Origin of the sequence: Streptomyces sp. NPDC005878, from assembly GCF_040629815.1 — a bacterium.
Classification (GTDB): Bacteria; Actinomycetota; Actinomycetes; order Streptomycetales; family Streptomycetaceae; genus Streptomyces.
This window is the reverse complement of sequence record NZ_JBEXWK010000023.1, coordinates 1-26360: the sequence shown is the minus strand read 5'-3', so window position 1 is coordinate 26360 and position 26360 is coordinate 1. Positions and strand designations below refer to the sequence as shown.

The 26360-nt window shown below is 70.7% G+C and carries 17 protein-coding genes; 7 read left to right on the top strand and 10 right to left on the bottom strand.

What is annotated here, in order from left to right:
* Positions 1-665 precede the first annotated feature (665 nt).
* From ABZ404_RS27970 to ABZ404_RS27960, 3 genes are read left to right on the top strand one after another with little or no spacing between them, the layout of a single operon-like run.
* Positions 666-7694 (top strand): toprim domain-containing protein, encoded by a 7029-nt coding sequence (locus ABZ404_RS27970; RefSeq protein WP_358991017.1) that lies wholly within the window; start codon positions 666-668, stop codon positions 7692-7694.
* Between the two features lie 13 nt (positions 7695-7707).
* Positions 7708-9810: a hypothetical protein gene (locus ABZ404_RS27965; RefSeq protein WP_358835357.1), complete on the top strand. Its 2103-nt coding sequence runs from the start codon at positions 7708-7710 to the stop codon at positions 9808-9810.
* A 36-nt stretch (positions 9811-9846) separates the two neighbouring features.
* Entirely contained in the window at positions 9847-10059 is a 213-nt protein-coding gene (locus tag ABZ404_RS27960; protein WP_358835356.1) for a hypothetical protein, read from the top strand.
* A 60-nt stretch (positions 10060-10119) separates the two neighbouring features.
* Here ABZ404_RS27960 and ABZ404_RS27955 read toward each other — a convergent pair whose 3' ends face one another.
* Positions 10120-10983: a hypothetical protein gene (locus tag ABZ404_RS27955; protein WP_358835355.1), complete on the bottom strand. Its 864-nt coding sequence runs from the start codon at positions 10981-10983 to the stop codon at positions 10120-10122.
* A 299-nt stretch (positions 10984-11282) separates the two neighbouring features.
* Here ABZ404_RS27955 and ABZ404_RS27950 point away from each other — a divergent pair, with 299 nt between their 5' ends.
* Together ABZ404_RS27950 and ABZ404_RS27945 are read left to right on the top strand one after the other, a co-directional pair.
* Positions 11283-14162, top strand: a complete 2880-nt coding sequence (locus tag ABZ404_RS27950) for a DEAD/DEAH box helicase (protein WP_358835359.1) — start codon at positions 11283-11285, stop codon at positions 14160-14162.
* Positions 14159-15454: an SWIM zinc finger family protein gene (locus ABZ404_RS27945; protein ID WP_358835354.1), complete on the top strand. Its 1296-nt coding sequence runs from the start codon at positions 14159-14161 to the stop codon at positions 15452-15454. The genes ABZ404_RS27950 and ABZ404_RS27945 overlap by 4 nt, the downstream gene beginning before the upstream one ends.
* A 507-nt stretch (positions 15455-15961) precedes the next feature.
* Here the strand turns inward: ABZ404_RS27945 and ABZ404_RS27940 are convergent.
* From ABZ404_RS27940 to ABZ404_RS27905, 8 genes are all read right to left on the bottom strand, one after another.
* Positions 15962-17164, bottom strand: a complete 1203-nt coding sequence (locus tag ABZ404_RS27940; RefSeq protein WP_358835353.1) for a hypothetical protein — start codon at positions 17162-17164, stop codon at positions 15962-15964.
* Positions 17165-17166: 2 nt separating this feature from the next.
* A complete protein-coding gene (locus tag ABZ404_RS27935; RefSeq protein WP_344436784.1) occupies positions 17167-17580 on the bottom strand; it encodes a hypothetical protein in 414 nt (137 codons plus the stop codon).
* Between the two features lie 18 nt (positions 17581-17598).
* Positions 17599-18690 (bottom strand): hypothetical protein, encoded by a 1092-nt coding sequence (locus ABZ404_RS27930; protein WP_358835352.1) that lies wholly within the window; start codon positions 18688-18690, stop codon positions 17599-17601.
* Positions 18687-18992 carry a hypothetical protein gene (locus ABZ404_RS27925; protein ID WP_358835351.1) on the bottom strand — a complete coding sequence of 102 codons (306 nt, stop codon included), beginning with the start codon at positions 18990-18992 and terminating at the stop codon, positions 18687-18689. Before ABZ404_RS27925 ends, ABZ404_RS27930 begins: the two co-directional genes overlap by 4 nt.
* A gap of 210 nt (positions 18993-19202) precedes the next feature.
* On the bottom strand, positions 19203-20603 hold the full coding sequence (locus ABZ404_RS27920) for a hypothetical protein (RefSeq protein WP_358835350.1): 1401 nt from the start codon (positions 20601-20603) through the stop codon (positions 19203-19205).
* 69 nt (positions 20604-20672) lie between these two features.
* Positions 20673-20825, bottom strand: a complete 153-nt coding sequence (locus ABZ404_RS27915; protein ID WP_358835349.1) for a hypothetical protein — start codon at positions 20823-20825, stop codon at positions 20673-20675.
* A gap of 258 nt (positions 20826-21083) precedes the next feature.
* Positions 21084-21437 carry a hypothetical protein gene (locus ABZ404_RS27910; protein ID WP_358991014.1) on the bottom strand — a complete coding sequence of 118 codons (354 nt, stop codon included), beginning with the start codon at positions 21435-21437 and terminating at the stop codon, positions 21084-21086.
* 223 nt (positions 21438-21660) lie between these two features.
* Positions 21661-21918 (bottom strand): WhiB family transcriptional regulator, encoded by a 258-nt coding sequence (locus ABZ404_RS27905; protein WP_358837410.1) that lies wholly within the window; start codon positions 21916-21918, stop codon positions 21661-21663.
* Between the two features lie 809 nt (positions 21919-22727).
* On the opposite strand from ABZ404_RS27905, the gene ABZ404_RS27900 reads away from it, so the two are divergent.
* Both ABZ404_RS27900 and ABZ404_RS27895 read left to right on the top strand, forming a co-directional pair.
* Entirely contained in the window at positions 22728-23486 is a 759-nt protein-coding gene (locus ABZ404_RS27900) for a UTRA domain-containing protein (RefSeq protein WP_358837411.1), read from the top strand.
* Between the two features lie 675 nt (positions 23487-24161).
* Positions 24162-25001 carry a hypothetical protein gene (locus tag ABZ404_RS27895; protein WP_358837412.1) on the top strand — a complete coding sequence of 280 codons (840 nt, stop codon included), beginning with the start codon at positions 24162-24164 and terminating at the stop codon, positions 24999-25001.
* A gap of 12 nt (positions 25002-25013) precedes the next feature.
* Here the strand turns inward: ABZ404_RS27895 and ABZ404_RS27890 are convergent, their stop codons facing one another.
* Positions 25014-25676 carry an NUDIX hydrolase gene (locus ABZ404_RS27890; protein WP_358837413.1) on the bottom strand — a complete coding sequence of 221 codons (663 nt, stop codon included), beginning with the start codon at positions 25674-25676 and terminating at the stop codon, positions 25014-25016.
* Between the last annotated feature and the right edge of the window lie 684 nt (positions 25677-26360).

The following is a 26360-nucleotide window of genomic DNA, read 5'->3' as shown; positions in this document are numbered from 1 at the left end:
CCCCGGTTTCCCCGAGCGCACCTGATCTACGATGGACGGCGGAGGGAGAAGTGCCGTCGGGCTTGACCCTTCCCGACGCGGCCCCCGGCTGGTCCGCAACCGACGACGCTCCTCGCGTACTGACACCTGAACACGATTCCGCGCGCGGCGACGGGCGCAGAACCGTGCCGAGCCAGGACAGGCGCACCGACTCCCGTACCGCAGCCCAGCCAGACGGCCGTACCGCTGCGGCGGCTCCACGATCCGCCCCGCGGAGTCCCCGGAGCAACGCGGGCCGGAAGGCGGACGCCGATGCCCGCGGCGACCCAGACACCCCCTCTCTCCCGACTGCTCCCGGAGCAGGCAGTGCCCCTTCCGGGAGGACGCCGTCGCAGCCGCCTGCCGCAGCAACCAGCCCGGCAACGGAGGCACCGGCCGCTCTAGCTCCCGACCTCGGCGCGGCATCCACTCAACCTTCCAACCCGGAGATCAGCGAGACAGGCTCCGGGCGCCAAGGCCCGTCGGCCGAAGGCCCCACCGTGCTGCCCGCGTACCCATCTGCCGAGACGTGGGGAGACGAGGACGTTCCCTCCGGGATTCTCGACGGGTCCGAACCGCAAGACGAGCCTGCCTCTGAAGCAGTTGCCCCCGCCGCGCAGGCCTCAGCAGCGTCCGACGAGCCCACAATGACCCCCGGATCGGTACGTGCCGAGGGTGAGAGCGCGGAGGACAGCGCGCCGGTCCCGGACTTCGAGGCGGACACCCCACAGCCAGGTGTCCAGGAGCAGACCACGCTGTTCGCCATGGCACAGCCGGATCCGGACTCCGCCGCTGGCCAGGACGCCACCAACCCGGAGCCGGCAGCCGCCGAACCAGAGGAACCGCTCCCGCGCTACACCCAGGAACGACATCGGGACCTCGCCGACATCGCACGCGGCAACATCACGGAAGTTGACGGCGAGTTCATGCAGCGCGTGCCCCGCCGCTCCGTCCGCCCCGCGAGCTCACCGCAGCGCATCAAGGCCCTCCTGGACGAAGGACTGGCCGAGCGCGTCGGTGCGCAGATTCAGCTCTCCGAGCGCGGGCACGCCTGGTACGCCCGCTACGACCTTCCCGTGCCCGGTGCCCCCCGGGACATCGAGACCGTCGACCAAGCGCCACTGCCACCCATCAACTACGCACCACTGGGTGCCCTTCCGGTGCCCGAGGAGAGCGGGAGGGCCCCACTGCCACCCGCCCCCGCGCCCCTGCGGGACGACTGGCACAAGACCGGCACGCGGACCAAGAAGGAGATCGAGGAAACCTACGCCATGGCGGCCGAGGCTGCCGCGCGGGCCGCTCAGTCGACCGCCCGTGACGTCGCGGACCTCACGGCGGGCCCGGATCGCGCCTACTGGACCTACCAGTATCCGCTGGCCCAGTACGACGAGAACGCCGCAGCCGCTCTCGAGACGCTGACCGACCCCGTCGCCTACGAGTACGCCGCCCGTGCCGTACTGAACCTGCGCGCCGCTCTGGAGGAGGCAGGAAAGGAAGCAGCCGACCACTACGTGAGCAACGTGCGCAACCCGCAGTGGAAGACCGCCAAGGGCGTACAGGCGGACGACGTCCACCGGGTCCGTGTGCGTGGCATCGTCATCACCTACCTCGACGCCGTCCGCGACCACGCAACAAAGTACGGCCTGCACGCTGAGGCGATCCTCAACGTGCTGGAAGACGCGGCCGGTTGGGCGGGAGAGCTGGTCCCGCTCGGCAACAAGCAAGTCAAGTTCCCCCGGCTTCCCGCGGCGGAACATGTGGCCGAAGCCGCTCAGCACGTGGCCAACCAACTGCGGGCCTACGCGCTGGGGGAGACCGACACGGTCGACACCGCGGCCGACCGCCGCGCGACCTGGCGCCCCCTCGAGTCCCGGCCCACCCCACCCGCACCCACCGGTGAGGCACCCGGCCCGGTTCCCGGCAGCGGAACCCAGATCGAAGCACCGGCACAACCCGTCCCGGCTGCGTCCGACCAGGTCCGCTCACCTGCTGGGACGCCCGCGCCCGCACCGGCGCCTGCGGAAGACGGCGGGCCGCTCGAGCCATCGGCTGCAGGGCCGCGAAAGACCACCGCGGAGTCGACGTCCCCCACGCGCGACGGCGCCTCCGGCAGCCAGACGGCAGCACCCTCTGCGGCCGACGCGCGCACCAGCAGCCCGCAGCACAACCACCAGAACAAGGTCGAGCGGGAGCAACCCGCGCGCGGAGAAGAAGCACCGCCGCCGTTGGAGCCGGCACGCACTGACGACGCTGGCGCTCCTGAACCAGCCCCCGACGTCGCTCCGGCCGCCTCGAGCGAGGCCGCGACCGCGGTGGCGCAGGCGCCAGACGAACCGGTCGCGCCCGCGGCCGCCTCTTCCACGGCCACGCCAGATGCGGCCGCAGGACGCACAGCCGACAGCACTCAGGACCCCGGGCGCGCCGCACCTGTGCCGGCCGAGATCACCCCCGCCGCCAGTGAAGCGGACGAGGAGCCACCCGGCGTCGATCACGCCGCCCCGGAAGAGCAGGTCGCGGATGAGGTCGACGACCGGGCGCAGAGCACAGGCCCCGAAATCGGGAGCAGCCCGCACCCCCAACCGGCCGCCGCACGTCAGGAGGGCACCATGGCCACCAGTGCACCGTCGAACTCGTCCGCAGTCGAGCAACCACTCGCCGCCGACCTGCAGGCGGGCACCGAAACTGCCGCGCCCTACCCGGATGCCGCCGCGTACACGGCTGCCCACCAGGCTCTGCTGCGCGAGCTCGACCAGCACGAACAGTGGCTGTCGGACTCCCCGGCTGCCTCCCGGGCAGCAACGGCTCTGACCGACGTCGACACCCTCGGCGTGCCCGGCCTCACCAACTTGCTCGCCTTGCAGACCGTACTGGGCGCGGACGCCGACGACAGCGGCCAACGCGCACAGTTGGCCCAGCGGTTGGGACACCACATCCACTGCGCACAACTGACCCTGGCGAAGATCTTCCATGGGCAGGCGGCGCGGACGACCGACACGGCAAAGCTCCGCGACTTGCACCAGAAGGCATTTCAGGGGCAGTTCATCTCCTTCGTCCAGCAGACCGATGACGGCGAGATGGAGCTCGGCCAGTACATCCAGCGCCGCGCCCAGCAGGTCGCCCCGCAACCCGACGGCACACCTGACTCGACCGAGCCGACGCCCGAAACGGCACAGGAGCCCACCACGATGGCCGTGGACCCCGACGACGACATCCAGATGCCCATATTCGAGCTGCCCGGCGAGATCCTCATGACCGCCGAGGAGGCCGCGCCGCGTCTGCTCGCCCAGGTGCAGGCCCAGCTGACCGGCGGCGCCGCTGAGGTCGCGCTCCTGGCCCACATTCACGGCCGCCCGGTCTACGCGCTGGTGAATCACCAGGCCGAGACGCCCGTGCTCATGCTCGGGCTCACTGCCGTGGACGAAGCAGGCAGCGCGCGGGCCGTCACCCTCCCGGCCGTCGACCTTGACACGGTCGACGCGCAGACGCTGCTGGCCGCGGTGACTGCGTGGATGAGCGCGAATGACGGCGGCGGTCGGTCCGTCCTGGACTACATCCCCACCGCTCCTGGATCAGCCCCGGGCCAGCCGGCACCCGCCGAAGCGCCCCAGGCGACCCCCGGGCCCGCGACCCTCGCACCACCCGCGTCGGCGCCGGACACCGCTGAAGAGGCCGCCGTCCCGCCCGTTCCCGCGGCACAGGGGCCCGTGCCCGCCACCGGGGAGGCAGAGCACAAGGGCTCCGACGGCCCCGCCGCGCAGCCCGCGGCGCCCTCGCCCGCCGCACCGGACCAGGAGGCCGTGACGGAGCCGGAAACGGCAGGGGTTGAAACCGCGGCCGCCGCCACCGAGCCGGACGCCCGGGCGCGCCCGGGCAACGAGCACCAGCAGCAGGACAACACCATGCAGACGGGGCCCACCGCCATCCCAGCCGAACAGCCCGGACCCGCCCCAGCCGACCCTGTCGACCAGCTCACGGCACTGGCCCGCAATGCCCTCACCAACCTCGGTGTCACGCTGGAGGCAACCGGAGTGCTCACCGCCGAGCGGACCGTCGTGATCACTCTGGAGACCAGCGGAGACGCTGATCGTGACCGCGAGCTCGCGGATAATCTCCGCCCCGTCCTGCACGAGGCGGTCCGCCAGCACCCCGACAAGACCCTGGCCGCCTACCGCATCGACTTCCAGCACACCCCCCAGGTAGGCCAAGGCGCCCTGCAGGATGACTCCGGCGCTCAGACCGGTGTGCCGCGCGAGCGGCTGATCGCCGCCAACAGTGCGGCCGCCCAGATCTTCGCCGAGCGGCTGCGCAGCGATCCGAACGCCGAGCTGTCCCGCACCTACCTGACCGACGAACGCCAACTCCCTGCCGAGGTCCAGCAGGAATGGGGCCTGGGCTACGCCCCCAGCGACCGCGGCGCCGGCCGCTGGGACCTGCTGACCCGCGAGCTGATGGCCCAGGGTTTCAGTGAAGCCGAACTCCTTCACGCAGGCCTCGCCACCACCAGCAAGCGCGGCACGCTCATCGACACGTTCACCGACCGCATCATGTTCCCGATCCACGACGAGAACCAGGACATCGTCGGCTTCAGCGGACGGCGCGTCGACCGGCCGGGCGAGACGGAAGAACAGGCCAAGGAACGCGGGGGACCGAAGTATCTCAACACCTCGAACGACGCGGAGCTCTTCAACAAGAGCGAACTCGTCTTCGGCCTCCACCACCCCGCCCAGGCCGAAGCCCTGGCCAGCAGCAGCGGGCCCCGGGTCAGTGTCGAGGGCTACCTCGACGTAATCGCCGTCGCGCGAGCAGCCGCCACCCTGCCGATCGAGCAGCGTCCCGTGGTCGGCGCCCCGATGGGCACCGCGTTCACCGAACGCCAGCTCACCACCCTGCGAGGCCTCGACACCGACAATCCGCGCCCCCACATCATGTTCCTGGATGCGGACGACAGCGGCCGCAAGGTGCTGCTCGACAAGTGGGACCTGCTGGTGAAGGCCGCAGGGCCCACCACGGTGACTGCCGCGCCGGACGCCAAGGACGCGGCGAAGCTGTGGGAAGACGGCATCGACGCCGGCGGTGACGGCGCCGCACCCGTGCTGCACGCCCTGGAGCAGCACCAACCGCTCCTCGACGCCACGGTCGAAGCGGTCCTGATGAAGAACGCCGACGAGAGCGAGCGAGCCAACCACGCCTTCGACTCCACCAGGTTCTTCCCGCGCACCCGGGCCATCGCCGCCGAGGCCGCCCGCTATATCCATGAAGCGGTCCAGGCCGAAGCCCCCGACGGCACGACCGCGCTCGAGCAGGCCGCGCTCAGCTGGGCGAAGCGACTCCACCAGGAGTGGAAGATCCCCGGGCACATGACCGCCACCGCCGTACTCCTCGGCCCCGGCAGGCACCACGAGGACTACGAGAACGAGGTCTACGAGCAGGCCCTGGACCTTCTCGCAGCCGACACCGAGGGCTACTTCGCGGACGACTCCCACGTGCGCAGCCGCCAGTCCGCCGCCGAGGCGACGTCCGTGCCCCCTGCGGCGACCTCACCCGGGGCCGCTGGATCCGAGGCGCCCCGTCCCGGGCAGTGGCCGTCCGGGACCCGCGCCAGCGGCCCCGTCACCGCGCCCAGCCCTCAGCCCGAAGAACCTGCGCCCGAGCAGCAGCCGTTGGTGCTCAGCATGATCTTGCCCTCCCCGGTCGAGGGGCGGCCGGAGGTCGAGTACACCGACCGCACCACCGCGGCGTACGCCCTCCATGCGGCCGTGCACGAACGCCTCGGTCAGCACACCACCGAGAGCCCCGAGCCCAACCGCTTGCCCCAGCCGCTGAAGCTGGGCAGCGTCTACGGCGTCGACCTGAGCACATCCGGCGACGACCAGACGAGCGAGGACCCCACCGTGGTGGTGTGGCTCGGAACGGCCCGGTCCGACTCACTGCGCATGTCGTACAGCCGCTTCACCGACATGACCGGCCCCGAACTGCTCGCCGCCATCGAGTGGCGCGCCGCCCAAGCCGCCGGACTCCTCGGCACCCCCTTGAGCCCGACCTGGCGTACAGCGGTGCGCAGCATCCTGCCGGCCGCATTCCCGGCCCAGCCCACCCCCGCCCAGCTCGCCGACCTCCTCGACACGATCGCCCAGGGCCCCGACGGCAGCGCGGAGCACACCAGGCGCCGCGCCGAACAGGCCCTCTCCGCGTACACGGCCGGACACCCGGACCTGGCCCTGGACGTCCTGGCAGCCGACGATCACATCTGGGTCCTGCGCAACGACGGCTCCTGGACCCAGGAAGAGGCCACCCAGCAGACCTGGGAGGAACTCGACAACCGGTTCAGCCAGGAGGCAGCCGAGCTCACCGACATCAGCCGCGCCGCCGCCGAGCTCCCACCCGCCGACGAGACACCGCTGGCGGCCGATCTCACCGTCGCCCACCACAGTGCGCACGAAGCCCTCGCCGCGCTGCGCCCGTACTCCATCGGCCTGCCCGGCACCATCTACGAGAAGATCACCGACCTGGTGGCCCAGATGGATGCCGGCGAGCCCGCGCTGCGCCGACTGCACGGCCCCGGTGGCGAGCAGCTGATGAACCGGGCCAAGAGGTGCGCCATCCGCATCCTTGAGGGACTCGCCACCGTCGCCTCCAAGATCCGGCTCACCGGTCTGGGCAACCGCCTGGAACGCACCATTGCTCGTCTGCGCGGCCAGGACCCGGACGATCAGACTGTCCCGCGCGCGGTGCGTACCGACCGGCGCATGCAGGACCTCTCCCACATCGAACGCGACCTCGAACGCCGCATGGCATCCCCTGCCACCTCGCTCGCCGAGCGCGGTGAACTCCAGGAACAGTGGATCATCAACCGGGCGCGCTGGCGTGCCCGCTACGAACAGCTCAACGGCCAGCCCCCGGGCGGCGACTTCTTGCCCGACAACGGTCTGGTCGCGGGCGCCCCGCCCGTCCCGAACCTGGTTGCCGCGCACGAACTGCTGCTGGACCGGCTCGCCGACCGCGTCGCCGAACTGCGTGACACCGACCCGCACACCGGCGAGGACGCCAACCCCTACGAGCCCACCGCCGACCTTCTCAACGGTGTGGCCTGGGCCTACCAACAGCGCCTGATCGGGATCGTGCCCACCGGAGTTGACCCGCAAGGCCCCATTCTCCCGGCCCAGTTGCGGCAGGCCGCCCTGACGGTCACCGCCCACCAGAACGCCTCCCCACTCACGCTGCGGCGCACCATGAACGTCACCGCCGAGCGGGCCGACCGGCTCCTACACCGCCTGGAGGAGCAGCAGATTCTCGGCCCCTACCGGGCCGATGCACCGCGCACCGTCCTGGCCCGCGCCGCCGACATCGACACCCTCCTCGCCCGCCCCGCGACCCCGACCGGCCCCCGCACCCCACCCGACTCCGTGCCGAATACGAAGAGCCCCGCCCCCACGCCGGCGGACGCTCCGGAGGCAGCCGTCGACGAGCTCGTCATGACCAGGCTCCGCAAGCTCGTCAGCAAGATCATCGCCGACAAGGAGACGCGCAGCGCGACCGGCGGCGAGCCCGACCCGGCCGATGGCACCGCGCCCGCATCCCGTGTGCGCAAGAACCTGCGCAAATCCGCACACCAGGAAGCCGAGGACAACGCCCTCGCCGCAGGTCATTCCACCTCACTCGCACAAAGCCAGTCCTGACGCGGAGACCCTGATGACGACACCGACCCCACTCCAGACCGAACCGAAGTTGTCCACCAACGTGACCCCGGCCATGAACGCGGAAGCACTCGAACGGTACGCGCGCCTGGTCAACCTCCAGCGCGGCATGCGCAGGGCCCGGGCGCTGGACGACGCGGCCGCGCCTCCCGAGGCGGGTCCCCGCGATCTGGCGGGCCTCGACGCCGCGATGGCCGCCGCGCAGAACAACCAGGCCTACTACTTCAGCCACCCCGACTGGCACGCCATCCGCGACATCCGCCAGCAGGTCGACGACGTCCTGGCGCGCCTCAACCAACAGGCCGAGATCACCCCCCAGACCGCGGTCCAGGCCGCGAAGATCACCACCCTGGCGGCTAGCCTCATCGCCCGCCACGCGGCCAAGGTCAGCGGTCACCTCGACAAGTGGGAGCAGCGCAATACGGCGGGCGGGCAGGCGATGCGCACTCTCACCCGGGTTGCCGAGGACCATGCGGCCCGGGCCTCCGGTCTGGACTCCGTACAAGCCCTGGACAGTCCGCGTCTGCTAATGGCGCACGTCCACAGGCTCAACAGGGAGCTGCGCAGGGCCGAGCCGGACGACCCGGACACGGACCTGGGCCTGGACGACGCGGACGACCCCGAGCTGGAGAGCACCCTGTCCACCGGTGCCAAGGCCGACCCGGAACTGGCCGAGGCCTCCCAGCTGATGACTGCCCTGACCGAGATGGCAGGCCGGGCCCGGCGCGCCGGCCACCGCCTGACCCTCGACGTGCGCCTGCACGGCATGGTGGAGACCGCTCAGCTCCGCGGCTTCGAGATGATCTCGGGGATCGCGCGGGCCGTCATGCGGCGCTACGACGACCAGGGACAGGGCACCTCCGGGCGCCGCAACATCGCCGCCATGGTCTTCCACTACGCAGAGCAGCGTCTGGAGCGCATGCGCGGCTCCCTCGGCGCGGAAGAGCAGCGGGACTTCGGCCACTACGAGGAGCAGCCGCCCGAGCGGTACATGGACACTCTCTTCGAGGAGTCGCGTACCGTGGGTCAAGAACTGCGCGCGAAGAATCTGCGGCCTCAGGACCGCCCGGAGCTGCAGATCCGCTTCCTTCTCGCTCAGAAGGAGATCGCCGCTGCGGGAGCCGATGGAGACCAGGAGTGGGGCACCCAGGCGGTCTTTCCTCCCAGCGATTTCGTAGCCGGCCTGCAGACCGACAATCCGGTCGAGACCCGCCTTGCGCTCATCAAGGCGCTGCGCCGCCAGGTGGACACCAACCCCTTCGACCGCAACGCCCAGTTCCTCAACAAGGTCGCCGACCGCCTCGCCCAGGAGATCGCCGGGCCGCCCGAGCTCACCGCCCAGGCCCTGGAAGCGGAGCTCAACGCCGACCAGGTCCGCGCGGTGGCCGCGCACATAGTCGAGCAGGGCACAGTCGCCTCGCCGCTTGTGCTGAGCGAGATCACCGAGCTGAACCTCACCCACGCGCAGGCCGAGCGGGCCCTAGCCGTGCTCCAGACCCTCAACGTCGTCGGCCCCCCCAACGGCCTCAAGCCGCGCGAGACCCTCACCGTCTCCCGCAACGACTTGCCTGGCCAACTGGAGTTGCTCGAGCAGCGCCTGCCGAATCTGCTCGAACTCCAAAAGGGCGCCGAGGCCATCTCCGCATCCGCAGCGCCCGAGGCACCGGCGCCGGCACCGGTTGTGCAGCCGGAAGCCACCCCGGCGCCCGAAGCCGCCGCCCCCGCGCCGGCCGAGCCGGAGCAGAAGCAGGCACCGGCCGCACCCACGCCATCCGCGCCCGCAGAGCCGGCCCCTGCGACGGCAGTGCCCGAACTGCCGCGCCGGGACCGCACGGCCGAGCGGCGGCACCCGGGCAACCTCACGGCCCGCCCCACCCCTCAGGCGGAGGCCCCGAGCGACCAGGACATCGCCAAGCTGTTCGAGGGCCAGGAAGGCCGGGTTCTCGAGGCGAGCCAGAAGCTGATGGCCGGGACCGAAGCCCGCGCCGCCGCCCACCCGGCACCCCCCGAGAGCGCGCCGGCCAAGGCCGCCAGCGTGGACGAGGCGCAGCACAACGCCCAGCAGGCCCAGCAGAACGTCGGCGTAGGCGTGCGCTGACCGACCCACCCACCCCCGCACGAGAGGACGCACCGCATGGACGAGGTACGGCTCGAGGAGCTCCGACGGCTGGCGAGGCTGCGCGAGCAGCAGGATGAAGAACGCCGAACGAGGAAGATCGCGGCGGATCTGCGTCTGCAGCAGCAGGAACGCCAAGCCCAAGACGAGGCGCATCAAGCCGCGGCGTCTCCCGCCGAGGAGCAGCACTACACGCGGCTGCCCGGCCCCACCTACACCGGGATCCGGTGACCGGGGTGGCCCGGGCCGACGCCGCAGGCCCGGGCCGCCCCCGTCGCGCATGCAGCCGGATCAGGCGCGGCCCCCGCTCGACACCCAGCGCGCGATGCCCTCATAGGCGTCCAGCGTCCGCGTGTGGTGCGGGCCGAGCAGTTCGCGCAGCTCCTCGCCGAGATGCTGGAACAGCGTGATGGCGGCGCGCGCATCGCCGCACCGCCCGGTCAGGTCAGCCACCACCATCCACTGGGCGATTACCTCCGGATGGCTGGTGGCGTCGTGCTGGCACAGCAGTTCGTCCAGGCGCTGCCGGGCAGCACGAAGATCCTCCTCAGTCGCCGCCGCGTCTTCGGGGGCCGCGCTCTGCGCGGGCCCGGCCTCGGGCCGGTCCGGGAGCGGGCCACAGAGTGCCGGCTCTCCGGCGTCGATCACGGAGCGCAGAGCCTCCGCAACATCTCCCAAGTCGAATGAGGAGTCCTTGGCGATCACGGTCTGGAGGCTCTCGACCTCGGTCAGCAGGAGGGTGAGACGGCCGAGCACCGGCCCTTCGCGGCGCAGAACCCTCTGCGTCAGGTCCGGCCAGTCGTCCCGACAGGCGAAGGAGACGCGGGCCGGTGTCCCGTCGGCACCGGTGTGCACCACCAACGGCGACAATCCCGTGGGACGCGGACGCAGAAACTGCCGCGCGGCGCGCTCGACAGGCGGCCACCAACTAGCCCGTTCCGTGCGCCGGGGCGCCACAGCCTCATCCTCCAGGACGGTGGCGTCCGCGAAGACGAGCCGAGGCCAGGAGCGGACCGCCTCACGGGCCTCGTACTGGTCGAACCAGACCTGGATCACCGCGCCGTGCAGAGCGTTGGCATCTCGGACACCGGTATCCATGCGCAGCGCGGCGCGGACCTCCCGCACGAGGTGGTCTGCCGCTGGGTCCTGCTCCATGAGATCTCACCTTTCCAGGGTTGAGGACGGTAACGAACGCGCCCGGTCGGTGGCCGGGCACGAGAGAGTTCGGCCACTGCCGTCAGCCAGGGCAGCGCCACAATCGGGAGAGGCGGCTACCCCCGCCCCGGCAACGGGCCAGAGAGCACGGACCGGGCAGCACCGTGCCTCGATCGGGTGGGCAACATGCGTTCGGGCCGAACGCAGGGCAGCGCGGCGCTACTCTCGGCGGGCACGGCCCGGGTGGACCGTGCCAGGGGCGTAGGGAGGGGCTGCTCGTGAGGTCCGGTGCGTCGGCGATGACAGCGGCGGACGGCGGCACGGCCGCAGCTGCTTCCGCGAGGCCCGCTGCACAGCCGGGAGAACTCGCCGCCTGCGCCGCGGTGTTCATCCCCTCGGACCCCCCGCGCACAAGCCAGGTCGCGTTCTGGCGCCCCGACGGCCTGCCGGTCCCGGCGGCCGCCGACCGGCTGACGGTGGTGCGCCCCCACGGGGTGTCGGTCCGTCGCCGGGTGGTCGAGGCCCGCCTGATGCCGGTGCAGGACGCACTCGCCCTTCTCCTCGACGCCCGGCGCACGCCAGGAGCCGATCCGGCGTCCGCCTTCTGGGGGGCGGCCGCAGTCGTGGCCCTGCAGCTGATCGGCCGGGGCCGGCTCCTGCCCGGCATCAGCCCCAGCGGCTTCGACGCCTGGCGGATCGGTCCACTGGACCGCGACGATGTGGTGCGCGTACAGGAGCTGGCAGCCGCCATGCCCCCCGAGGCTCGCGCCGAACCGCTGCCCGGCGACGGCCCCCTGGAGCTGCCCCAGGCAGAGCCGCTGGTGAGGGCCTTTCTGAACGCCGTCGCCGATGCGCTGGCACGCACCCCCGCGGGCACGGTGGCCGTGGGGGAGGAGACCTGGACCGCGCACGCGCCGCACACGGTGACCGGGCCGCCGCTGGAGTGGGCCCAGGACCTCGCCGCCGGGTTGGACGCGGGTGTCGGCATTTCCCTTCGCATCGAGCTTCCGCGCCCCGACCTGACGGCGGGCGGCTGGAACATGGTCGCCGAGGAGCGGCTGGCGGCGGTCGTCCAGGTTCATCACCTGGCCGACGGCTCCCTCGCCGACGCGGAAGACATCTGGTCCGGCCGGGCCACGGAGTGCCTGTCCGCCCCGGACGTACGCGCCCAGGCACTCCTGGTGCTGCGCCGGGCCGCTCGGGCCTGGCCTCCGATGGGCCGTCTGTTGGACATGGCCGCCCCGACCGCCCTGGAACTGTCCGACGACGAGGTCAGTGACCTGCTCGGCGACGCGGCACAGACCTTGGCGGCTGCGGGCATCCCCGTCCACTGGCCCAAGGAACTGGCCAGAGAACTCCTTGCCCGCGCCCTCGTCGAACCGGCCGAGAAAATGGCATCCGATCTTCCGTCGCTGCTGTCGGCCGAAGCGCTGTTGTCCTTTCGCTGGCAGTTCACCCTCGGCGGCCGGGAGCTCGATCAAGCCGAACTCGACCGGATCGCCGAGACCACCCGTCCCCTGGTGCGGCTCCGCGACCAATGGGTGGTGATCGACCCGCGCCTCCTGGCCCGCGCCCGCGACCGAGAAACCCGCGAACTCACACCCCTCGAAGCTCTCGGCACCGTGCTGGCCGGCAGCGCGGACATCGCGGGCGAGCGCGTGCCTGTGGCCGCGCGAGGCTGGCTCGCTGACCTCACCGAGCGCCTCGCTGACCCCGAGGCGACTGCCCGCCGCACCCCGCTCCCTGCCCCGGCGGCGCTGGCCGCGACCTTGCGCGACTACCAGGTGCGCGGTCTGACCTGGCTCAACCAGATGACGTCGCTCGGACTCGGCGGCTGCCTCGCCGACGACATGGGCCTCGGCAAGACGATCACCCTCATCGCCCTGCACCTGCACCGGGTGAGCATTCCGGGCCTGGCGGGGCCGACTCTTGTGGTCTGCCCCACCTCGCTGATGGGCAACTGGCAGCGGGAGATCGAACGGTTCGCGCCCGGCACCACGGTGCGGCGCTACCACGGCACCAAGCGCAGCCTCGACGACCTCGACACCGACACCGGCTTCGTTCTGACCACCTACGCCACCATGCGCCTGCGCCAGGCCGAACTCGCCGAACCCGTCTGGGGCATGGTGGTGGCCGACGAAGCCCAGCACGTAAAGAACCCATACTCGGCGACTGCGAAGGCCCTGCGCACCCTGACCACCCGCGCCCGCATCGCGCTCACCGGCACCCCCGTGGAGAACAACCTCTCGGAACTGTGGGCGCTGCTCGACTGGACCACTCCCGGACTGCTCGGCCCGCTGCGCACCTTCCGTGCCGAATACGCGCGCGGGGCGGAGAGCGGTGAGGACCCCGAAGCTGCCGGCCGTCTGGCTGCGCTGGTTGCCCCGTTCCTGTTGCGCCGCAAGAAGTCCGACCCCGGCATCGCGCCCGAACTGCCACCGAAGACCGAGACCGACCACCCGGTCAGCCTGACCAAGGAGCAGGTCGGACTGTACGAGGCGCAGGTCCGCGAGACCATGGTCCAGATCGAGCAGAGCGACGGAATGGCACGTCGCGGCCTGGTCCTCAAGCTCCTCGCGGCGCTGAAACAGATTGCCAACCACCCGGCGCAGTTCCTCAAGGAGGACAAACCCGGCAGGACGGCGGGCCGCTCCGGGAAGCTCGACCTGCTCGATGAGCTCCTGGACACCATCCTCGCCGAGCAGGAAGCCGCCCTGGTCTTCACCCAGTACGTCGGCATGGGCGATCTCATCGCCCACCACCTCACCCGCCGTGGCATCCCGGTCCAGTTCCTGCACGGTGCCACCTCCGTCGCCCAGCGCGAGGAGATGGTGCGCCGCTTCCAGGACGGGCAGGCCCCGGTCTTCCTGCTCTCCTTGAAGGCCGCCGGGACCGGCCTCAACCTCACCCGCGCCGGGCACGTCATCCACTTCGACCGGTGGTGGAACCCGGCCGTGGAGGAACAGGCCACCGACCGCGCCTACCGGATCGGGCAGACCCGACCCGTCCAGGTCCACCGGCTGATCGCCGAAGGGACGGTCGAGGATCGGATCGCCGAACTCCTGCATGCGAAACGCGCGTTGGCGGACGCCGTACTCGGGGGCGGGGAGACAGCCTTTACCGAGCTGAGCGACGCCGAGCTCGCCGATTTCGTGCAGCTGCGGGCGGTGCGCCGATGAGTCACACCCCTGAAAGCGGCCGTGACCGCCACCGCGTCTTCGCCCCACTGCCCTCCGCCCGCGGCCGCCGTTCATTCGCCGACACCTGGTGGGGCAACGCCTGGGTCTCCGCCTTGGAGGGCCCCACCCGCTCGGCTACCGGACGCCTCGCCCGCGGACGCACCTACGCCCGCGCCGGGAACGTCCGCGAGATCACCATCACCCCAGGCCGCGCGACCGCCCAGGTGCGAGGCAGCCTCCCCACCCCCTACCGCACTTCCATGGAGATCCCGCAGCTCACCGAGAGGCAGTGGGACGCGCTGCTCGACGTGGTCGCGGCCAGGGCCGGCCACCTCGCTGCCCTTCTGGACCGCGACATGCCCACCGCCTTGGCCGAGGACGCCGCCCAGGCCGGCGTACACCTCCTGCCCGGCAGCCGCGAACTCGTCCCGTCCTGCTCATGTCCCGATGACGGCTACCCCTGCAAGCACGCGGCGGCCCTGTACTACCAGGTCGCCCGTCTTCTCGATCAGGACCCGTTCGTCCTGCTGCTCTTGCGTGGACGCAGCGAACCGGAGCTCATGGCTGAGCTCCACCGGCGCAATGCGGCCCAGGCCACCGCTAGCACGATGCCTGCCGCTGCCACGCCGCGCGGGGTCTCCGCCCGCCAGGTGTTCGCTGCGGCGCAGGCCGGTCTCCCGCCACTGCCCGATCTACCATCGGCCCTCGACCAACCGGGGCCGGTAGGACTGGCTGTCGGTCCTGCTGCCTCTGGTTCCGGAATCGATGCGGTGGGCCTGGAGTTCCTGGCCGCTGACACTGCCGCCCGGGCGGCAGCTCTGCTGCACCGGGCCCTCCTGCCTCTGGGGGAGCAGATCACCACGCCCGTACTGAGCGTCAGCGATGACGCCGCCCGGCTCGCTGCGGCCGACCCGCCGCTGTCGGTCTCGCAACGGCTGGCCTGGGGCACCGGGCGTACACCCACCGCGCTGGCCCGGGCCGCCGCGGCCTGGCACTACGGTGGCGCCGCCGCACTCGCCATCCTTGACGAACATCGAGACATCGACCCGCTCTTCCTGCGGGCGGTACGCGAAGAAGTCCGTCAGAACTGGGAAGGCGACCACGCCCCGCGCCTGGGGGTCGACGGATCCTGGCTCACGGTGGTCGGACACGATGCCCAGCTCCGCTTGGGCACTGATGGCCGCCACTGGTACCCCTACCGCAAGAAGTACGGCACCTGGTGGCCTGCCGGATTTCCGCTGCGTGACGTGATCGCAGTCCTCGGCGAACTGCTGGCGCCAGATCCGGACTAACCGGCGGGATGGCCCCTTCGCCGTGGCCACCGCGGGGCAACTGGCGGTCGTCGTGGATTACCGACCACAGCGCGGCACGTCAACTCGCGTCCCACCCCGTCACATTCCGTATTCCGGCGCGGATGTCGCTCTTCGGCGCGGCCGTGCTCGTTCCGGTTAAGGGCGCTCCGGTCACGCGAAGAGGCGCATGGCCCAGGCCAGCACGACCAGGACCACGAGGCCGATCACCACTTGGCCGCCAGTGATCGTTCGGGCTCCATCAGTGGGGGAACTGCCCCCGTGCTGTGCGGCGCTGTGCGCCTCGAGCGCGGCGCCGGGCCCTTCCGGGCCGTGCGGGTACGCGCACTTGCACACGGCACACCAGAACATCGGGGACAAGGGTGCTCACTCCCTTTCAGTCAGGCCGCCGGTCGGCCGGCGCACGCTCCGGACGAGGGCCCGGAGCGTCCGCTGGTGGACCGGTAGGCCGCCTACTCGACGAGTAGGCGGCGGGTAGGTCAGCGGTAGTTATTGCAGGTCAGAGGCTTGGTAGGTCGGTAGTAGGCGGATCAGGTTGGACCCAGGAGTGGATAGGGGAGTGAAGGACTGAGGAAGGTCATCGGAGTGCACGCCGGGCCGGTTACGGGTGGCCCCGCCCTTATCGGAAGCGGGGGCCTTGACCCCATCCCGGATGGTGATCTCATGAGCCTCCAGCAGGGCCCGCACGTCGGCCATACTGGGGCCCACTTCCCCCTCCTTCTGGAGGCTCAACCACAGCTCTCGGAGGTGCACCGCGACACCGCTTCCGGTGGGCTTCTTGATGCTCTCACGCACCCACTCGTAGACCCGGATCCGCTCCCGTTCGGCTTGCTCCTCGAGGGAGAGAACCGGCACTTCCCCACCGGCCGGATCGGCTTCCGCTTCCCCACTCCCCTGGTCTTCTTCCTGATCTTCAGGCGATTCCGCTTCTGCTGCTGCGGTTTCCTCCCGTACCTCCCTGTCCTGTTCCTCTTCGTGTTCATGCACTGCGGGGACACCCACGACTCCCCCGACGATCCAGGCGATCACCATGAAGACGATCACCACGCCACCGCCTCCACGCGCCACGTCCACCGGGTGGTCAACCACCCACGACGCGGCGTCCACCACCGCGGCGCCGATCATCGGGAACACGGTCTTCGTCACGAACATGACGCCCATCCCGGCGATCAACGCCCCACCGAGGATGATGTCACCCGTACTGGACTTCGCCGTCGTGGCCGTCTTCTTCTTCGCCCCCTTCTTCCTCCGGACGGGCTTCCGGCCGCGCCCCTTCGCCGGGGTCTTGGCCTGTGCAGCGTCCCCAGTCTCTCCGGTGGCGGACTGCGCCGGGGCCGACTTCGCGCCTTTCCCATTCCGAACCTGGCCGAGAACCAGCACCCAGCCGCGGCGGGTGAGGGTCCAGGTGCCGCGGAAGATGACCACGGTGCCGATCCTCATGGTGGCCAGACCGGCGCGGTTGAAGAAGTGGTGCGCGCCGAGCTCGGGCCGGGTCATGAACCGGGGCCGTGGCCCCGTGGCGCTGTGTTCCGCATCCTGTAGGACCTCGTGCCACCACGCCCGAAGGCGTGACGGCGTGGCCGCCACGCCTTCGTTGCTCTCCGCCATGTCGTCGACCGTCACCAGGTCAACGACATCCGCCAGACCGTCATCGCCATCATCAGGGTCCGGTTTGACCAGGTTGACGGCCATGGTCAGGCCACCACCGTTCCGGTCAGGTTGCTGATCATGTGCGTGAGGGTGGCGAACAGGCCGCCCGCTGCGGTGTACAGGGAAGGCAGCATGAGTGCCAGGACACCGTTGCGGAACTTCGACGGCTTGAGGCCGTACACGAGCAGTGTCACCAGGATGGCGACGGCGCCCGCCCCGAAGTTGGCCCCGTTGCCGAAGCTGGACTGGATCGCCTGGGACAGGCCTCCGCTCATGTCGCTCAGGAAGGCGAAGGTCTCGCCGGCCTGCGCGTACAACTGACCCGTGACGAACGCGACTACGATCACGCCTTCGTGGCTGAGCTTGACCTTCCAAGCTCCCCGGGCGCCAAGGATCAAGAAGGCCGTCATCACGACCGCGCCGCCGGTGAAGCCGATCGCTCCGAAAACCTGATTCACTTCTCTGCCTTCTCATTCTCAGTTGGTACCGAACAGGAGGACCGCCACGGTGGCCGTGGCGGCAGGAACATGGGCGGCCCAGATGACGCCCTTCCAGGGCCACTTCTCGCCGTAGTGGCCGGCCCAGCCGCGGACCATGCGGTAGGCGACCTGGAGGCCCAGGGCGACGCCGCCGCCGACGACCCAGGCGGGCCGGGCCATCTGCAGGACCGTGATCAGGCCCAGCGAGGAGACGAAGAGGACACCGCCCCACTTCGACCGCGTTGCCAGGCCCAGGACCCCAAGGCCCAGGGCGCAGCCACCCACGGGTGTGGCGTACTGGTCCGCGTGGGTCATCAGGTTGGTGACCCAGTCGTCCAGGTGCAGACCCCAGCCCGCGCCGTATGCGGTTCCGGCGAAGACGACTTGGCGGCCCCGGGGGTTGTCGACCAGGCCGCCGCCATTTACGGTGCCCGCGATGACCGGGCCGGCGTTCTTGACCGCGGCCGTGAACCCGCCCGCTGCGGATGGTGCCGGTGCCTCTTTGTCGTCAGCCTCTTCTGCGTCGGGCTCGTCGGGGTCACCGTCCTGGACGGCGTGATCCTTCTTCCACCAGGCCCAGATCTTCTTCGGCTCGTGCCTCTCGTCGTGGTCGCCGCCGTCCGCATCGTCGGCGCCGTCCTCTGCAGCAACCGGCTGGTCGGGGGCGGCGGTGTCCTTCGACATGGGCGGCGTTGCCACCGGGGCGGGGCGCCGCGCCGGGACGTTGCCGGTGAAGGTGTCCTGGTCTGCGGCGTCATCCTGATAGACGTCGGTCCACCAGTCATCCGCTGGCCGGGCTGGGGCGGGGGCCGCGACGGGCGCGGGCTGAGCGGCGACCGGGCCGGGCACGGGTTCTACCGGACGGTCCACCTCCAGGTCCAGGTCGACATCGGGCATGGTCGCGGCGGCGTCGGGTGCCGGGTCTGGCTCGGCGGTCGGGGCCGGGATCGACGGCGCGGTCGACGTCGCCAGGACGTTGTCCAGGTCCGCCAGGAAGTCGTTGACCTCGCGGACTGGACCCCTCGTCGACTCCTTCTCCGGTGCCTCGCCGACGGTCGGGGCCGCAGCTTCTACCTGATCGGTGCTCATGCCGCGCGCACCCCCCACCGCGCGATCGCGCGGACCATCGCGGCGCGCGCCAGTATCTCGTCGGGGCCCGGCGCCGTGGGGTCGCCGCCTTCGATCACGGTCAGGGTCGGTCGGCGCGGAGCCCAGTCGAATCCAGCGGGCAGCCGATCTCCGACCACCTGGCGGACGTCGACGGACTCGCGGGCGGAGCCGCTCGGGATGGACCGAGGGTCGATCGCCGGGATCCGGGCCCTGTAGTACGTCACCGTGCGCGGCTGGTCTGCATCGTTGAAGCGGGAGAAGGCGAGGGGGCGCCGCAGCATGGGAAATCACTCCGTGTTCTCTGGGGGGTTGTTCTGAACGTGTGGGTGGCGCGCGGGCTTCACATCGGGTGAAGGCCGGATGCGCGGTACTCCAGGGGGTCGTGGCCGGCGGCGGTAGCTGATCTCCCTCCCGCGGTCCCCTTGGGGGCGACGAGGGCACGGGATGACCGAGCTACCGCCGCCGACTACCACCTACTGGCGGCCTACCGGCTACGCGGAGTTAGCAGTGGCGGGGTCCGTCCGGCGCTCCGCTTCGGCCAGGACGCGGGCCGCGAAGTCCGCGTCTTCGGCCATGGCCTTGTCGGCGTCGGCATACCGATCGCGGCCCCAGGTCTCTCCGCGGCCGTACCGCGCGGCGAATTCCTTCCGGGTCGGTGCGGCGTCCAGGAGGACCAGAACTGCGGCCTCGAAGGTCGCTGCCTCGATCTGCTTTCGCTTCGCTTCCGCGCCCCGGACGTCGTCCGCTTCCGCGGTGCGGGCCTGCGGTACCGCGGAGAGCTTCCGCGCTTTCGCGGGCGTTTCCGCGACCGGAGTCGCGGCCGTTTCTGCGGTCGCCGCGCGCCGCGCTTCCGCGGCCTTGCGGCGCTCCTCCCGCGCCTCTTCGTCGGCCTTGATCTGCGCCTCCGCTCGAAGCCGCTCCGCTTCCGCGGCGGCTTCTGCCTGGGTCCGCATGGCCGTGGCCTGGGCTTCTGCCAAGATCCGCTGCCGCTCCAGCTCGGCTTCGTGGGCCTTCGCCACCGAGGCGAGCCGGGCGGCGCGCTCCGCGTTTTCGGCGTCGATCCGGGCCTGCTGCTCCCGCGCTTCCTGCGCCGCGCGCGCTTCCTCGGCCGCCGCGATTCTGCGGCGCTCCTCGTCTTCCGCGTCGGCCTTCCTCCGCGCTTCCGCGTCCGCGCGGGCCTGAGCCGCGCGCCGCGCTTCCGCCTCGGACTCGGCGCGGATCCTCCGCGCTTCCGCGTCGGCCAGGTCCCGCGCTTTCTGGGCTTCGATCGCCGCGCGCTTCTCTTCCGCGGCCAGATCCGCGGCGCGCTTGCGCTCCGCTTCCTTGTCCGCGCGCTCGGCTTCCGCGCGCCGTCGGGCCTCGTCAGCGTCGGCCTTTCGGCGCGCTTCCTCCTGGTCCTTCCAGTCACTCAGTGTGTTCAGGTGGACGGTCTTCCTGCCCACCGCGAATTTCCGGTACCCGGCCCCCGCCTCGGCCAGGAAAATGACCAGGACGGGGATGACGGAGTGGAGGAGGAGGCCGGCCGGGTCCGGGCGGTCGGGCCATCCGGTGAACACCGCGTCCGGGTACAGCGAGCCCCAGCAGTTCATCAGCCAGGTGGCGAGGCCGGCGAACCAGCGCAGTGCGAAGGGCCAACCGCCGGGGCGGTAGCCGTGAGTGGACAGTTTCCCGTCGATGAACAGGGCCGCCAGGAGCGACACCGACACGAGCGGGTCGAGCATCCATGCAATGGCCCAGTGGACGTGGTGTTCTTTCGCGAACACGGTCACATTCACGGCGGTGAAGATGAGGCCCCCGACACCCAGAATCACCAGGACCGTGGTCACCAGGCGTTCGATCCGTTCCAGGTCAGCGATTGCCTTCCGCGCCTTGTCGGCGTCTTCGGCGGTCACGACCCGTACGGCAGGCGGCGGGGCCTTGGTTGTGGTTGGCGTGGCGGGGGCCATGGTGCGGATCGCTCCTCAGCGCTGTTGCGGGGTGGGGGTTGGTTTCGGCGGGGTGAAGTGCGCCCCGGGGATGCGGTATGGCTCGTCGGCCGGGACCCTGGCCTGCTCGCGGACCGCTTCGACCAGTTCGTGTACGTGGTCAGCGTTCGGCTGTGCGTCAGTTGTCATGTGCTTCCGTCCTGTTCGGCTTGTCGGGCTTCGGAGACGGTCGCCGCTCTCCTCGGACACCGGGCCGGACACTGCCGCGATGCTCGACAGGGCGGTCCGGGACGCGGGATCTTCTTCGGACCGCCAGATGTCCCGGCGCCCGTGGTCGAAGTGCGAGGCGAAGAACCCTCAGGGGTGCTCCCCCAGGCAGAACAGTTGGGGGAGTAGGCGGTCGGGGCGTCGTGCGAGGGGCACGACGCCCCGGCGCCGCAGCAGGGGCTAGGTGGCCGACCGGCTCCTGGGGGTGGAACGCACCGGGCGGCTGCGGTGCGGGAGGTTTCGAGCCTGCGGCACGGGCCCCGGGCCCGGCACGCTTCCGCTGTTGAAGTAGGCGTCCCAGTCCATCTCTCGGACCAGCCGCAGACGAGGAGCCCGCGACGGGACGACTCCTCCGCGGGGTTCCGGAGCCGGTCGGTTGCCGGAGTTGAAGTAGGCGTCCCAGTCCCATGCGACGAGGTCGCCGCTGCTGGCGCGCTCGATCTGCTCGCGGCTGTGCCGGGCGAGCTGAGCGCCCGTGGCGGCTTGCCGGATGCGCTCCATCCGTCGGGAAACGTCGGCGATATGGTTCTTCACTGCTGCGTCCTCCAGGTCGGTTCTGGTAGTTGCGTGGCGGTGGACCGGTGTGTCCGCACCGATCCGCGCCGGTCGTCCGGGCGGTGTGCTCCCTCGCAGGGATGGCCTGCCGAGCCGGGCGGCCGGGGCCGTGCCCGACCCCGCTTTCCTCGGGGTCGGGCACGGCGCCTGGCTGTCCGGGGCAGCGGATCGTCCGCGCCGCAGCGGGCGGGGCGCCGTCCTCTCAGGCCGAGGCCTGGCGGGCTCGGTTGCGGGCGGCGCGGCGCCGCATCGCGCGGCGCTCGTCCTCGCTGAGACCGCCCCAGACGCCGGAGTCCTGGCCGGACTCGAACGCCCACTGCAGGCACTGCTCCATCACGGGGCAGCGGCGGCACACGGCCTTGGCTTCCTCGATCTGCAGCAACGCCGGGCCCGTGTTGCCGACGGGGAAGAACAGGTCGGGGTCCTCTTCGCGGCATACCGCGTTGTGTCGCCAGTCCATGGCGTACCTCCACAGGTCGTTTGCTGTCGGGTGGACTCCGGCGCGGGCAGGCGCCGGATCTGGTGGGTGGGTCGTGCGGGTGCACGTGGGGTGCGGTTGGCGGGGTGGCTGGGCCACCAGCAGCCGAGGCCGTCGGTGCGCGCCGAGTTGAGCGGCTCGGGAGCACCGGCGACGTTGGTTGCTGGTTGGTGCACGGCGATGCCGCGCGGTGATCTCTGGACGCGAGGCTGCTTCCCCCGGGGAGATCCGCCCGGGCGTCGTTGCAGCGTCAAGGTCAGTCGCGTCGTTCCTTTGAGCCGGTTGCGCGGTACGTCGTGGGCGTGGGCCCTTTCTCGGCCGGCTGGTCTCCACTCGCTGCAGCTGGCGGACCACGGCTCTCGATGTCGGGGTCACGGCTGTTGTGCGTGCGGTGGATCGCGCTGTGCAGTTGTTGGACGTTGTCGGCGTCGCCGCAGGACTATGCGGTCGTCCGACGTAGTGGTGCAGCCGCCTGCCCGGCGTGGTGCCGCATCCCGTACTGCTCGTGGGGCGGTTGGCGCCGCAGGCGGGGAACCGCAACCGCCGCTTCTGGCAGGCGTGCTGCGCCTGGATGTGCAGGCGCAGCACGCCAGTAGAGGCGGGCAGTCATGCAGCCCCTGGTTGCTGGGCCGCTCGGTGCCGATCACAGCTAAGCAGAAGTTCCGTAAGGAACTCAAGAGGTTCCGTAAGGAACTTTACGCCGCTATGGTTCACGCGCCAGTGTCTGGCTTCGTCACACGCCGTTCCGCCCCGTACGATCAGGGTCCGACTGGAGAGCTGGGAGGAGCGGTATGACTGACGCGTCGAGCGCGCAGCGCGTGTTTGTGGACATCGCTGACCAGCTCCGGTCGGACATCGCGCAGGGCGTCTACGCGGACGGTGAGCGACTGCCCGGCGAGGACGGGCTCGCCGCGCACTTCGGGGTGTCGAGCCGGACCATCAACCGCGCCGTCGACCTCCTCAAGAACGACGGGCACGCCATCGGACGGCGCGGATCCGGTGTGTACGCGCAGACCCCGCTGGCGATCAGGTACGAGCCCTGTCCTGATCCCGCCGAGCCCCAGGGGAGGGCCGGCGCCTGGTCCGCGGGCGAGCCCCGGGCATTCGACATCGACCTGATCGGTGTCACCTCCATGCAGCCGCCTGCGGGAGTCGCATCCGTCCTGGGACTCGGCGCGAAGCAGACAGCCCTGACCTGGACGGCACGGTTCTCCGTCCAGGGCCGGCCTGTGATGCTGACGCGCACGTTCGTTCCTGCCGAGCTGGTCCCCGCAACCGGCGCGGCCAAGGATGACGCCTCTCCGCGCCGGTTGACCGTCTTGCTGTCCGACCTCGGGCTTTCCCCCGCGGAGGGTGTGGCGGAAACCCGGGGCAGGGCTCCCTCCGGAGAGGACTGCGACCTTCTCGAGATTCCCGTCGGACGCTTCGTGCTTGACTCCCGCGTGACCGTGTGGGACGCACAGATGCGCCCGCTGGCCGTCGAGCAGACCGTGATGGACACCGCCGCCTTCGTCGTGGCCCACTCCATCAACCTCGGTGAATCCCGGTAACTGGGCCCCAGCCGACGGCTGTACACCACCGACGGACGTCCGGCCCACGCGGCCAGTGCCCTCGGGCAAGTGGGGCCTGGGCGCTGCCCCTCGAATGACATCCTGCGCAACACCTGCACGACTGCTCCCTTCGCTCCCACCTGTTAATCGCGTAGCAAGCAGCCTGACGAGAAGGAAGATCGCCAAACAAGGTCCACGTGGATACTCGCGGTGGGTACACTCAGCGATCGCCACCGGTGCAGGAGTGTGCCCATGCAAGAACAGGAGCAGGTCGCGATCCCGGAGCGAATCCTCCGCGATCCCCAGATGATTGAGGCGTGTAAGTCCCGCGACTTCACAACCCTGTTCAGCATCGTCCGAAGAGCTGGGATCTATCCCTCACAGATCGCGCGCGCATGCAAGATGACGCCCAGCCGCGTGGGCGAGATCATCGCCGGGCGGCGAGCCATCGAGAAGATGGAGCTCATCGAGCGCGTCGCAGACGGACTCCACATCCCCGGACGTCTCCTGGGCCTGGCTGACCGCCCCTGGGAAGCCTCGCCCAACCCCCCTCAGCAGCCGAGCAGAAGAATCGATCCTGCAAGATTGCCAGTCCGTGCAACACCACCCGCTCCGCCCCCGCCTCGCACCCCCGAGCTACCCCTCAATGAGGAACAACGTGCCCTGCAGCGCGAGTTGGCGGCCGCCAGCGCCGCAGACGCGAGCGTCGCCAAGCTCTTCGCCCTCCAAGTCGACGGGGTACGGCAGCTCGATCGCCGACTCGGCGCCGCCCAGCTTCTGCCGGGGCTGCAGACCCAGGTCGACCACATGGAGTCGCTGATGCACTTCAGCGCCGCCCCCGGGGCCCGCACAGCCCTGGCGGCCGCGCTCACCGAGGCCGCCACGCTGGCCGGATGGCAAGCTCTCGACCTGGGGAACTACGTCCAGTCCTGGAAGCTGCACGAGACGGCCAAGTCGGCGGCCCGCGAGGCCGGATCACCGGCCCTGCTGGCCCACGCCACCGCGCAGCAGGCCTACGTGCTTCTCGACCTGGGCCGTGTCCAGGAGGCGGTGCAGCAGGTGGAGCACGCCCGTGCCGAAGCCGACGGACGGCTCCCTCCGCTGATGGACACATGGCTGCACGCAGCCCAGGCCGAGGCGCACGCGGCCGCCGACGAGGACGTCGCCTGCCGGGCAGCCCTGGACCGGGCCGACGCCGCCCGCCCCCGCGACCCCGCCGACCCTGCTCTTCCGTTCCTGTTCCTGGCCGGACCGCACCTCGACCGGTGGCGAGGCAACTGCCTGGCCACTCTCGGCGCGGACGAGGCGCTGCAGGACCTGACGGCCGCGCTCGAAGCGATGGACGGCTTCAACCGCGCCGAGGCGGGTGTGCGTTGCGACCTGGCCGTGGTGCTGCGAAGGCGCGGCGAGCTCGAGGAGGCACGCCGACAGGCGGGTCTGGCCCAGGAGCTAGCCCTGGTCACACACTCCGAGCGTCAGCGGCGCCGCATCGAGAACATCCTGCAGACGGTGTAGACCGCAGGGCGATCAGTGGTCCTGGCCCTTGCGGGTCGCAAGGAGGTACAGGACCGCCACGAGCGTGCCACTGTTGGCGATCTTCCCCTCGGCGATCAGACCAAGCATGTCGTCGAGCGGGATCCAGGCCACGCGCTGCGCCTCGTTCACCTCGGTCGGCTCCGCAACCTTCCGCACGTCACGGGCGATGTAGATGTCGTGCGGGCTCGTCACCATGCCGATCATCGGCTCGAACGAGGCCACGTGCTCGAAGGCGCCGTCCACCACGAAGCCGCTCTCCTCCAGGAGCTCGCGCTTGCCAGCCTCGTCCGCGGACTCGCCGGGGTCGAGGAGGCCTCCCGGCAGCTCCCAGTTCCAGATGTCGGAGGGGAAGCGGTGGCGCCACATCATGTACACCCGCTCGTCCTTGTCCACCATGGCCACCACCGAGGCCGCCTTCAGGACGACCTTGTGGTGGTCGAACCGCGTGCCGTCGGGCGTCTCCACATCGCAACTCGTCAGCCGGATCCACTCGCTGTTGTAGATCAGCGTCTCGCCGTGCACCTTCCACGCGGTGCTCCGGTCCTCCAGCGGCATGGCTCCGGGGGGTGGCACGGCCGCCTCGGCCTCTGCTCCCTCGGTGTCCGAGAGGTTGGCCTCCTGGCCATCAGCGGCGGGGTGATCGTCAGTACGCACGTGAGTTCCTCCGTGGGGTGGTGCCGTCAGCGTATGGGGCCCAGATGCCGCAGGTCACGGGGACCAGGGCAGGCCGATGCAACGCACAGGACGTCCAGGTATCTCGCCCTGCGCGTCATCAGTCTCACCACCCCACGGCCGTCCGCAGGCCCGATTACCCACCGTGGATATCCCAGGTGACCTAGATTGCCGTCCGGCACCACCCGATGATCGAACCGTCGCCGACTGCGGATCCTGCCAGGCGCGCAGGCCGGCGTAGGCATCACCTGGCGGAGTGGCCGACAACCGGCCGCCCGAGGGCCAGCGGCCCCAGATCGGCGGCCAGGAAGTGGGGTGAGCACGGTGGACGGCCTCTCGGAGACCAACCACCGTGCAGGGAAGGGTTGCAGCGCCATTTGCCAGCCAACTACGCAACGACGACCTGATGTTGGTGAGGATGCGCAGTGCGGGAGAGATGGCGTAGGCTGCCCATCGGAAAGATCTCTCGTCGGAGAGACGCCCCCGGCCTTGAGCAAGCACGGGGAGCTGCAAGCGGGATCGCGGAAACGATGCCTCTGCTGACCGCCACCTTCACCACTCAAGAGTCAGGATGCCAGATGTGATCGAGGTCGAGGAGCTGCGGCGCACCTACGCCGGAGGCTTCGAGGCCGTTCGTGGAATCTCCTTCTCCGTGGCGCGCGGTGA

What these genes read in the sequence shown, in the direction of transcription:
- ABZ404_RS27970 (WP_358991017.1), top strand. Translation starts at nt 666, where the DNA reads ATGACCCCCGGATCGGTACGTGCCGAGGGTGAGAGCGCGGAGGACAGC.
- ABZ404_RS27965 (WP_358835357.1), top strand. Translation starts at nt 7,708, where the DNA reads ATGACGACACCGACCCCACTCCAGACCGAACCGAAGTTGTCCACCAAC.
- ABZ404_RS27960 (WP_358835356.1), top strand. Translation starts at nt 9,847, where the DNA reads ATGGACGAGGTACGGCTCGAGGAGCTCCGACGGCTGGCGAGGCTGCGC.
- ABZ404_RS27955 (WP_358835355.1), bottom strand. Translation starts at nt 10,983, where the DNA reads ATGGAGCAGGACCCAGCGGCAGACCACCTCGTGCGGGAGGTCCGCGCC.
- ABZ404_RS27950 (WP_358835359.1), top strand. Translation starts at nt 11,283, where the DNA reads ATGACAGCGGCGGACGGCGGCACGGCCGCAGCTGCTTCCGCGAGGCCC.
- ABZ404_RS27945 (WP_358835354.1), top strand. Translation starts at nt 14,159, where the DNA reads ATGAGTCACACCCCTGAAAGCGGCCGTGACCGCCACCGCGTCTTCGCC.
- ABZ404_RS27940 (WP_358835353.1), bottom strand. Translation starts at nt 17,164, where the DNA reads ATGGCCGTCAACCTGGTCAAACCGGACCCTGATGATGGCGATGACGGT.
- ABZ404_RS27930 (WP_358835352.1), bottom strand. Translation starts at nt 18,690, where the DNA reads ATGAGCACCGATCAGGTAGAAGCTGCGGCCCCGACCGTCGGCGAGGCA.
- ABZ404_RS27925 (WP_358835351.1), bottom strand. Translation starts at nt 18,992, where the DNA reads ATGCTGCGGCGCCCCCTCGCCTTCTCCCGCTTCAACGATGCAGACCAG.
- ABZ404_RS27915 (WP_358835349.1), bottom strand. Translation starts at nt 20,825, where the DNA reads ATGACAACTGACGCACAGCCGAACGCTGACCACGTACACGAACTGGTC.
- ABZ404_RS27905 (WP_358837410.1), bottom strand. Translation starts at nt 21,918, where the DNA reads ATGGACTGGCGACACAACGCGGTATGCCGCGAAGAGGACCCCGACCTG.
- ABZ404_RS27900 (WP_358837411.1), top strand. Translation starts at nt 22,728, where the DNA reads ATGACTGACGCGTCGAGCGCGCAGCGCGTGTTTGTGGACATCGCTGAC.